The organism is Microcoleus sp. (assembly GCF_049646505.1).
Taxonomy (GTDB): Bacteria; Cyanobacteriota; Cyanobacteriia; order Cyanobacteriales; family Microcoleaceae; genus Microcoleus.
Window position 1 is genome coordinate 20,333 of record NZ_JBARVX010000011.1, and the last position, 10,102, is coordinate 30,434.

Annotated in this window: 10 protein-coding genes and 1 pseudogene; 7 read left to right on the plus strand and 4 right to left on the minus strand. The window is 47.2% G+C overall.

Translation table 11 applies throughout. The features are described from left to right. Positions 1 to 81: 81 nt before the first annotated feature. The 6 genes from fusA (at position 82) to WBA89_RS00815 (ending at position 6,415) form a co-directional block, all read left to right on the plus strand. Complete coding sequence (gene fusA, locus WBA89_RS00790; protein ID WP_424403154.1) at positions 82 to 2,154, plus strand: elongation factor G; 2,073 nt, start codon at positions 82 to 84, stop codon at positions 2,152 to 2,154. 101 nt (positions 2,155 to 2,255) lie between these two features. Then, positions 2,256 to 3,485, plus strand: coding sequence for an elongation factor Tu (gene tuf / locus WBA89_RS00795; RefSeq protein ID WP_424403156.1), 1,230 nt, complete (start codon positions 2,256 to 2,258; stop codon positions 3,483 to 3,485). Between the two features lie 268 nt (positions 3,486 to 3,753). After that, on the plus strand, positions 3,754 to 4,062 hold the full coding sequence (gene rpsJ / locus WBA89_RS00800; protein WP_265238410.1) for a 30S ribosomal protein S10: 309 nt from the start codon (positions 3,754 to 3,756) through the stop codon (positions 4,060 to 4,062). 336 nt (positions 4,063 to 4,398) lie between these two features. Next, positions 4,399 to 4,569 (plus strand): hypothetical protein, encoded by a 171-nt coding sequence (locus WBA89_RS00805; RefSeq protein WP_424403158.1) that lies wholly within the window; start codon positions 4,399 to 4,401, stop codon positions 4,567 to 4,569. Between the two features lie 42 nt (positions 4,570 to 4,611). Then, a complete protein-coding gene (locus tag WBA89_RS00810) occupies positions 4,612 to 5,253 on the plus strand; it encodes an LON peptidase substrate-binding domain-containing protein (RefSeq protein WP_424403160.1) in 642 nt (213 codons plus the stop codon). Positions 5,254 to 5,476: 223 nt separating this feature from the next. Beyond that, positions 5,477 to 6,415, plus strand: a complete 939-nt coding sequence (locus WBA89_RS00815; RefSeq protein WP_424403162.1) for a PspA/IM30 family protein — start codon at positions 5,477 to 5,479, stop codon at positions 6,413 to 6,415. A gap of 33 nt (positions 6,416 to 6,448) precedes the next feature. On the opposite strand, the gene WBA89_RS00820 is transcribed toward WBA89_RS00815, so the two are convergent. Both WBA89_RS00820 and pheA read right to left on the minus strand, forming a co-directional pair. After that, positions 6,449 to 7,093: a pentapeptide repeat-containing protein gene (locus tag WBA89_RS00820; protein ID WP_424403164.1), complete on the minus strand. Its 645-nt coding sequence runs from the start codon at positions 7,091 to 7,093 to the stop codon at positions 6,449 to 6,451. A gap of 29 nt (positions 7,094 to 7,122) precedes the next feature. After that, a complete protein-coding gene (gene pheA, locus WBA89_RS00825) occupies positions 7,123 to 8,070 on the minus strand; it encodes a prephenate dehydratase (RefSeq protein ID WP_424403166.1) in 948 nt (315 codons plus the stop codon). 213 nt (positions 8,071 to 8,283) lie between these two features. Here pheA and WBA89_RS00830 point away from each other — a divergent pair, with 213 nt between their 5' ends. Then, entirely contained in the window at positions 8,284 to 8,862 is a 579-nt protein-coding gene (locus tag WBA89_RS00830) for a DUF1997 domain-containing protein (RefSeq protein ID WP_424403168.1), read from the plus strand. Between the two features lie 441 nt (positions 8,863 to 9,303). Here the strand turns inward: WBA89_RS00830 and WBA89_RS00835 are convergent, their stop codons facing one another. Further along, the gene (locus tag WBA89_RS00835; protein WP_424403170.1) at positions 9,304 to 9,756 is read right to left on the minus strand and encodes an FHA domain-containing protein; all 453 of its coding nucleotides are present in this window, start codon (positions 9,754 to 9,756) and stop codon (positions 9,304 to 9,306) included. 8 nt (positions 9,757 to 9,764) lie between these two features. Continuing rightward, positions 9,765 to 10,102: pseudogene (locus tag WBA89_RS00840) on the minus strand (hypothetical protein); the annotation flags it as partial.

A 10,102-nucleotide genomic window follows, 5' to 3' on the forward strand; every position in this document is an offset into this window, starting at 1 on the left:
GTAAGTCGCTTGGGAGTGCAAGATCGGGTTCTGTGTAGTATAATAGTATTATAACAGCAACACAAAATCAAGGAGGTAGCTGTGGCACGTACCGTCCCGCTAGAAAAAACTCGCAACATCGGCATCGCCGCCCACATTGACGCGGGCAAAACAACAACAACTGAAAGAATTCTGTTCTATTCAGGCATGGTTCACAAAATGGGTGAAGTGCACGATGGAACAGCAGTTATGGACTCGATGGATCAAGAGCGGGAACGGGGAATTACGATTACTGCCGCCGCTATCACCACCACTTGGAAAGATCACAAAATCAACATCATCGACACTCCCGGACACGTAGACTTCACGATCGAAGTCGAACGCTCGATGCGAGTGCTCGACGGAGCGATCGCAGTGTTCTGCTCGGTAGGCGGAGTGCAGCCGCAATCGGAAACGGTTTGGCGCCAAGCCGATCGGTATCATGTGCCCCGGATTGTGTTCGTCAACAAAATGGATCGGATGGGTGCAAACTTCTACAAAGTTTACGACCAAATTTGCGATCGGATGAGAGCGAACGCCGTACCAGTCCAAATCCCGATCGGCAGCGAAGAAAACTTCCGGGGAATTGTAGATTTAGTCAAAATGAAAGCCTACATCTACAACAACAACACCGGCACAGATATCGAGGAAATAGAAATCCCCGATGAAGTAAAGGATCTAGCCGCCGAATACCGCACCAAGCTGATCGAATCCGTAGCAGAAACCAGCGACGCCCTCACCGAGAAATACCTCGAAGGCGAAGAACTAACGCAAGACGAAATCCGCTTGGCCCTGCGCCGCGGAACAGTCGAAGGTACGATCGTCCCCATGCTGTGCGGTTCGGCATTCAAAAACAAAGGCGTTCAGTTGTTGTTAGATGCAGTCATCGACTACCTGCCCTCGCCCTTGGAAGTTCCCCCAATTCAAGGACTCCTGCCCAACGGCGAAACCGCAGAACGACCAGCAGACGACAGCGCGCCACTGTCAGCCCTAGCGTTCAAAATCATGGCAGATCCCTACGGTCGCCTGACATTCGTCCGCGTCTACTCCGGTATCCTCAAAAAAGGCACCTACGTCCTCAACTCCACCAAAGACAAAAAAGAGCGGGTTTCTCGCTTAATTGTCCTCAAAGCTGACGATCGCATCGAAGTTGACGAACTGCGCGCCGGAGACTTGGGAGCAGTCTTGGGTTTGAAAGACACCTTCACCGGCGACACCCTCTGCGAAGAAGGATCGCCAGTGATTCTGGAATCCCTGTTTATTCCAGAACCAGTCATCTCCGTGGCTGTCGAACCCAAAACCAAACAAGACATGGAGAAGCTCTCCAAAGCCCTCCAGTCCCTCTCGGAAGAAGACCCCACCTTCCGAGTCAACGTTGACCCAGAAACCAACCAGACAGTCATCGCCGGCATGGGCGAACTGCACCTGGAAATCCTGGTAGACAGAATGCTGCGGGAATTCAAAGTAGAAGCCAACGTGGGTCAGCCGCAAGTAGCCTACCGCGAAACCATCCGCAAAGCCGTCCGCGCCGAAGGTAAATTTATCCGCCAAAGCGGCGGTAAAGGTCAGTACGGTCACGTCGTGATCGAAGTAGAACCCACCGAAGTCGGAACCGGCTTTGAATTTGTCTCCAAAATTGTCGGCGGCACTGTACCGAAAGAGTACATCGGGCCTGCCGAACAAGGGATGAAAGAAGCCTGCGAATCAGGTATTGTAGCAGGATATCCCGTGATCGACCTCAAAGCTACTATGGTAGACGGGTCTTTTCACGACGTAGACTCCTCAGAAATGGCATTTAAGATCGCCGGTTCAATGGCGATCAAAGAAGCCGTGATGAAAGCGTCGCCAGTGCTGCTAGAGCCTATGATGAAGGTAGAGGTCGAAGTTCCCGAAGATTACATCGGGAACGTCATCGGAGACCTCAACTCGCGTCGGGGTCAGATCGAAGGTCAAGAGACGGATCGGGGAACTGCCAAAGTTTCTGTCAAGGTTCCACTAGCAGAAATGTTTGGTTACGCTACCGACATCCGCTCGAAAACCCAAGGTCGAGGCATCTTCACAATGGAATTCAGCCATTACGAAGAAGTGCCGCGAAATGTGGCTGAAGCCATTATCGCGAGAAACAAAGGGAACTAATGATTTTAGGTTTTAGATTTTGGATTTTGGATTGAATCCAAAATCTAAAACCTAAAATCTCAAGTCTAAAATCGCTAAAAAAAACAAGGAACAGATCGAGAATGGCACGCGCAAAATTTGAACGGAACAAACCCCACGTAAACATCGGCACGATCGGTCACGTTGACCACGGCAAAACAACTTTGACCGCCGCGATTACGATGACTCTATCTGCACTGGGTCAAGCAAAGGCTAAGAACTACGCCGACATCGACGCTGCACCCGAAGAAAAAGCACGGGGTATTACGATCAATACCGCTCACGTGGAATACGAAACCACAGGTCGGCACTACGCTCACGTAGATTGTCCGGGACACGCTGACTATGTGAAAAACATGATCACCGGTGCGGCTCAAATGGACGGCGGCATCCTCGTAGTGTCAGCAGCAGACGGCCCCATGCCTCAAACTCGCGAACACATCCTGCTAGCCAAGCAAGTTGGCGTTCCCAGCCTGGTTGTTTTCTTGAACAAGGAAGACATGGTGGATGACGCTGAACTGTTGGAATTGGTAGAACTGGAAGTTCGCGAACTATTGAGCTCTTACGATTTTCCTGGCGATGACATCCCCATCGTGACAGGTTCGGGATTGAAAGCTCTCGAAGCGATGCTGGCTAATCCCAAGACAGTCAAGGGCGAGAATGAGTGGGTTGACAAGATTTACAAGCTGATGGAAGAAGTAGATACTTACATCCCTACTCCAGAACGCGAAATTGACAAGCCTTTCTTGATGGCAGTTGAAGACGTATTCTCGATTACTGGTCGGGGTACTGTGGCGACAGGTCGGATCGAGCGCGGCAGAGTTAAAGTCGGCGAAACAGTCGAAATCATTGGTCTTAAGGACACTCGCAGCACTACCGTGACTGGTGTGGAAATGTTCACCAAGTCCTTGGATGAAGGGATGGCCGGCGACAACGTGGGTCTACTCCTCCGGGGTATTTTGAAGGCTGATATTGAAAGAGGCATGGTAATTGCTAAGCCAAAATCCATCAGTCCTCACACTCAGTTTGAATCTGAAGTGTACATCTTGAAGAAAGAAGAAGGCGGCCGTCACACGCCCTTTTTCTCTGGCTACCGCCCTCAATTCTACGTCCGCACAACTGACGTAACCGGTACAATCATGCAGTTCACTGCTGATGACGGTTCGGAAGCTGAAATGGTGATGCCGGGTGACCGGATCAAAATGACTGTCGATCTGATTCACCCGATCGCGATCGAACAAGGAATGCGCTTCGCCATCCGCGAAGGCGGCCGCACCGTCGGCGCCGGCGTTGTTTCCAAAATCCTCAAGTAGGTATCCGCTAATAACCTAAGTAGCAGAAAAGCCCCCAAATCTCAATAGGCTTTTCTGCTCTTTAGTGAGTAGTTAGCAGTTATTGGTTAGTAGTTATTGGTTAATAGTTATTGGTTAATAGTTATTGGTTAATAGTTATCGATAGAATATTCGATAACAAAGAATAAGTAACAAATAACAAATAACAAATAACAAATAACAAATAACAAATAACAAATAACAAAAAATAAACTGAACCTCGAAAATTCAAGAAACAAAAATGGCAACAATTCCACAGCAAAAAATCCGCATTCGCCTCAAAGCTTTCGATCGCCGAATTCTAGACGCATCCTGCGAAAAGATTGTAGATACAGCAAATCGGACAGCCGCCACTGCGATCGGCCCGATTCCCCTACCGACAAAACGGCGGATTTATTGCTTGCTGCGATCGCCCCACGTAGACAAAGATTCTCGCGAACACTTTGAAACCCGCACGCACCGCCGCATTATCGACATTCACCAGCCTTCTGCCAAAACAATTGACGCTTTAATGAAACTGGATTTGCCAGCAGGCGTAGATATCGAAGTCAAGCTGTAGATTGACAGTTTCGGAAATAACCAAAGAAGGAACAATGGAAAAATACATTGTTCCTTCTTTTTGCTGAAAGTGCGATCGACAGCAGTCATTAGTCAGTAGTCATTAGTCAGTAGTCATTAGTCAGTAGTCATTAGTCATTAGTCAGTAGGGGCGGTGGATGGTGCGGGCCCGCCCTCCTGCCGTCCTGCCGTCAGTAGTCAGTAGTCAGTAGTCAGTAGTCAGTAGTCATTAGTCATTAGTCATTAGTTTCTCAATAAATCTGTATAATTAATCTAAAATCTGCACTGTGTGGGAACGCTCAAAAAAATCATTTTAAAGTGGCTATCATAGCTTTTTATGTTGTTTATTCAACAAAAACATAATCTTTATCATTTTGAAAGCATGACGGCTTGTTTGAGCTGGCAGGGGTGGCTGGGACAATTGACGATCGCCCGCCGTCGAGCCCGGAGCCCGTGCAAAAGCCCGATCGCCCCTGTTCCCCGCCCCGGAATTCCTCAAATCAGTTAAAGTAATAAAAATAATCCCAAGTAACGTCACCTTTGAGCGACAATGGCATCCTCATCCTCCTCCGCAGTTCGCGAACTCCCCTTATTTCCGTTGCCGGAAGTGGTTCTATTTCCGGGTAGACCCCTGCCGCTGCAAATCTTCGAGTTTCGCTATCGAATTATGATGAATACAATTCTGGATGGCGATCGCCGTTTCGGTGTACTCATGTGGGACCCCAACCAAAACAAAGTCTCAGCCGTTGGCTGTTGCGCCGAAGTAATTCACTGCCAGCGCCTCCCGGACGATCGCATGAAAATCATGACTCTCGGACAGCAGCGCTTCCGAGTGCTCGACGCCGTTCGGGAAAAACCCTATTTAGTCGGTTTAGTAGAATGGATTGAAGACGAACCGCCCCAAAAAGACCTCCGATCTTTGGGCAAAGATGTCGAACAACTGCTCAAAGATGTAGTTCGCCTCTCCAGCAAATTGATGGATCAGCCGATCGACCTACCCGAAGACATTCCCAGTTTGCCCACAGAATTGTCCTACTGGGTAGCCAGCTACCTTTACGGCGCAGCGACAGAACAGCAAACTCTTTTAGAACTGCAAGATACTGCTGCGAGATTGGAACGCGAAACCGAAATTTTGACTTCTACTCGCAATCACTTAGCAGCGAGGACTGTACTGAAAGATACGCTAAAGTAGCGAATTTGGGCAGGCAAACAACACGGTCGGTTTTGCCTGCAGAGAAGCCCAAATAACACAGAGACCATACTATTTAATATTTTAAATTTTTGATTCCAGAAGTGGGAATGAACGATCGACTAAAAGTTTAGATCGCGGGCTGCCGAGTTCGATTTTTTTTTAAACAGGTATCAGTTTAACCGGCAACTTCAAACAAGTTCGGATAGGTTCTTTACAGAATTAAATGCTTGTGTTAGAAAATCTCGACCAACCGAAACCATACGATGCAGTTAGAGGCGGTCAACTGCCCCCTCCTGTGGGCGGTGTCGTGCTAGGCGGACTAGCAGGAGTCAAACACCGGCTGTCTAGTTCTGTCAGCGAACATCGCATTGCTGCGCTGAAAGAAACTTTAAATTACGGCGATGCAGGCTTAAAAATAGCGATCGAGATTTGTCAAACCGAAACAGGCCCCGTGCAGCGGGCGGCCTGCAGTTTAGTTCGAGAGAGGCTAAGCGCGATCGCGATCGAAAAATTACAAGCCTTTGTACCTGCAAGTTTAGACTCAGAAACAGGGGCAGACAAAACTCAAAAAATATTAAACAACTCACCCAGTGCAGTCTCAGAAAAAACTAGCGATCGGCAGTTGTCAGAAGCACAGTTAATATTTGAGACAATCCTCCTGCAAATGCAGCCAAACTTGTTGCTGTTAGAAGCATTAGTAGCCTCTGTAGAACGGGAACAATTTACCCGAGAACTGATGAATCTTTGGGATTTATTACTCTCAGAAATGCAAGAACCCCTCAAAGAACTGCGTCAGGCTGTCGGCAGCGCAATTTCCGCCCAACTGCGGATTCAGTGGCAGTACAATCAAGCTGAATCTCAAGCCAATCAGTGGCAGCAGCGAGCTTCGATCGCACTTCAGAAAGGAGATGAAAACTTGGTTCGCCACGCCTGGGTTCGCAAGCAGATCGAGTTGGATCAGGTGGCAGAACTAAAAATCAACTTAGACGACCAAACTGTGCGAGTAGAAACTCTCAACCGCAACTTGCTAGCTTTGGAAAGTAAAATTACTGAAGCTAATTCTAAAAAAGAGATTCTCAAAATGCAGCTTCATTTTGCTAAGGTACAGGAGCAAATTAACTCTACTTTCAGCCAAATGAATACTATATTTTTTAGTCCTTAATTCTTTGATTTTGGGCGTAAATATTGCCAGACTTCAGGCTTGTCTGATGCAAAAATGAATCGCCCCGCTCAAATTTGTTGCATCATCGCGCTGAGCACCCTCTATGTTAGCCCCGCATAAAAAGGCACCGCTAAAATTAGCACCGCGCAAGTCAGCTTCTCTCAAATCCGCACCCTGAAGGTTACTTTCGCACAAAAATGCACCGCGCAAGTTGGCTTTCCTCAGACTCGCGCCCCGCAGTTTTACCTCGCTGAGATTCGTGTTTTCCAGGTTGGCCTCGTCCAAGCAAGCTTCTATGAGGTTAGCTTCCATCAAGTTAGCCTCAGATAAGTTTGCCCCCATCAATTTGACACCAATCATTTTGGTGTAGCCCAAGTTGGCATTATTCAGGTTTGCGTCTATCAAATCTGCCCCTGTTAATTTGGCTTGACTGAGATTTGCTTTACTAAAATCTGCCCCATTTAGATTTGCCATTAGCAGACAAGCATTCTCAAGGTTTGCACCCATTAAGTTTGCCCAACTTAGGTCTGCCAAAGCTAAATTGATTTCTTTCAAATTGGCACAGGCTAGATTAATATGAATCAGGAAAGCTTCACGCAAAGAAGCCTCTTTCAAGCTGGTTTCGTGAAAATCTCTTTCTCCGGCTGCATATCGCTTCAACAGTTCATCAGCATCCATCTCGCTAGCCTCTTAACTTGTACTTCAAATTATACTACTGACAGTACAGTGTAGCTGCCGAAGATTTTTAAAGTTTCCGTGTGGTTTTTCAACTCTTCTAGTGCCGATCGCACTAAAGTAGAACAAGCATCCGCTTCAACGTCCATAAAGAAAATGTATTCTCCCAGGGATCTCTTTGTCGGTCGAGATTCAATGCGACTTAAATTAATACCGCGACTGGCAAATACTTGTAAAGGCTTTACCAGCGATCCCGGCCTGTTAGCAGGTACGCTAAAAGCTAGTGACGTGTGAGTGCAATTGACAGGCGCTGCATCCGGGTGCGAGTCAGCTGCTGATTTGATAGCGGATGTAATTGATGAATCGCAGGATTTGGCGGCGTTTCCCAGTTTTCGGCCATTCCTGCCCAGTACCCAAAATCGAGTGTAATTGTCGGGATAATCATTAATCGGGCTCGCTAGCACGGGCAATTTGTAGAGTTCGGCAGCTCTGGGGGCAGAGATTGCCGCTATACTTCTATCTTCCAGGTACTGCAAGGCTTCGGTGGTTGAATTCGCCGGAATCAACTCAGCCCCAGGGATAAACTGGCTCAACCACAACTGACACTGAGCTAGCGCTTGCGGATGAGAGTAAACTTTTTGAATCTCGTTAAAACTTTGAGCGTTTGACAGCAGCGCGTGGAAAATCGGCAAAACCAATGCGTGTTCAATGCCGAGCCCATCGAGTCGCCACAGCGTATCTAGGGTGACAGTCACGCTGCCTTCTATGGAATTTTCCACCGGCACAATAGAAAAGTCAACCAGCCCAGAGGCAGATGCCTCTAGTGCTTGAGCAATGGTGGAATAAGGACACAGGGTGTATTCAAAGTTTGTTTCCAGACTCAAGCAATTGACGTAAGCTAGAGCGGCTGTTTCTGTATTAGTACCTATAGGGCCCAGATGTGCGATCCTCTTTGAGGGCTTCGCTAACGAAATTTTCATAATTATCGGCAATTTTACGTTACAACTGTGTTGCTTTACTTCGATCGCACCTGCTGTCCGATCGAAAAACTAGCCTGATTCCCGAAAGCTTCGATCCGTGATTTCTCGGATGACATTGGGGAAGTGCGCGAGCTAATGCGAGACTTGTGTCACCTGAAAAAGGTTATAGTTTATTAAGATATGCTTACGAATCCTATATGTTGATATCTTCTCATGTACATCCGCTTTAATTCTTCGCAATCCGTTGAGATCGCCGTACCAGATGAACGGGTTCCCATTCAACATTATCTGCGCCAACCGAGGCGACTGGTGAACGCCTTAGTCGATCGCACTCGCACGCAGCAGTTAAGCGACGACTGTTTCCGCCTCAAAATGCGGCCGTTACAATTTATGATGCTGAGCATTCAACCCACAGTAGACATGAGGGTGTGGGCGGAGTCAGACGGCACAATCAATTTGGAGTCCGTCGCTTGCGAAATTCGCGGCGTGGGTTATATAAACGATCGCTTTGCTCTCAATCTTAAAGGACAGCTTGCCGCCCACCAAAGTAGCGGGCTAACGTACTTAAAGGGAAAAGCCGATTTGGAAGTACAAGTAGAATTACCGCCGCCGTTTTGGCTGACACCCAAACCGATTTTAGAAGCAACGGGCAACGGTTTGCTCAAGAGCGTGCTGCTGAGCGTCAAACAGCGGTTGATGTACCAGTTGCTCTTAGATTACCGCCAGTGGGCAAACAGCGAAATAGATGTAATATCGACCGATATCCCCCAAATCTTATCTTTAGAAGGGTGATTTTGTACTATAGATGCTACTAAATGGCGGTTTAATTGAGATTGAACGACATTGCGGACATTACCGACTATCTACTCGCGCACTCAATCAAGCGTGCATTTTTAAAGATCGCAATTCGCCATCTTCCTTGGTAAAATTTAAAATCTACTCATACTTTTACTGTTAATCTGGTTCTTCGCGCTCGTGTACGCCATCAAACTCGAATTAAAACTCAATCAGAAAGAACGTTCGTTGATGGTAAGACACTCAGGTTAGGCTCGATCGTGTTACAATTTCGCCCTGCTGTTTTAGGCAAGTTTCATCAATCTTATGTAGCAGAAGCTGTTAATTAATTGAGCGGCATATTCGGGCAAAAATCAGCTTAATTGCCGAGATATTAGTTTGACGATGGAATAGTGCACCCTGAGCTTTGTTTGATTTTGTCCGCTAGATAGCGGCAGATCAGTCAAGATCGATGTGAGTCTGGGCTCCCTCTTCATCGTCTTCAATGATTCCTACACCGAGAGGCCAAGCCGTCGATTTCTCTTTTGATTCGTCCTCTCGGGCGATAAATTGGGGCTGTGGCTGGCTGGTAATTGCATTCGGTTCCAAAGTAGCGCCTACGGAAATCCGGATTTTTGGCCCGGAATTGCCCAAGCGAATCGTCATCCCGTCGGCGACTGACACCTGAGCGATCGGTTTATCATCTACATAAGTACCGTTAGCACCAAAATTAATAATTTCCCAGCCATTGGCGTGATTCCACAGCTCTACGTGGTGGCGGGAAACCACAGCGCTGTAAATAATTACATCATTGTCGTTCGATCGACCGATCCGAACCACGGATGCGGATTCAAAACACCACCTCTGAACGGGGACTGACTGGATAGGATGTAGCAGAGTTAGAGTAATCACTGATGTTTTCACACTCCGCCACCAGACAGAAACGGGTATGCTTCAATATCGATTTTTTGGCATAAAACCGCAAAAAAATTGATTTTCAAGGGGGCTATCGGTACGGGGCTACGGCTTCGCTCTACAAAAGTTAACCACTTATTTATGCCACAGTTTTTAGATAAAATAATAGTTGGTTGTATCTGAGATATTGCACCATTTTCAATTAGCCTTTTATGAACAGGCAAGATGCCTGTGAAGCGAGAAAATTTATCTTTTGTGGAACAGGCATCTTGCCTGTTGCTGACAATGGTACAAGATGTCGGTTGTATCAAACGACATAGGTTTTTTCGAGTTGCTAACATTT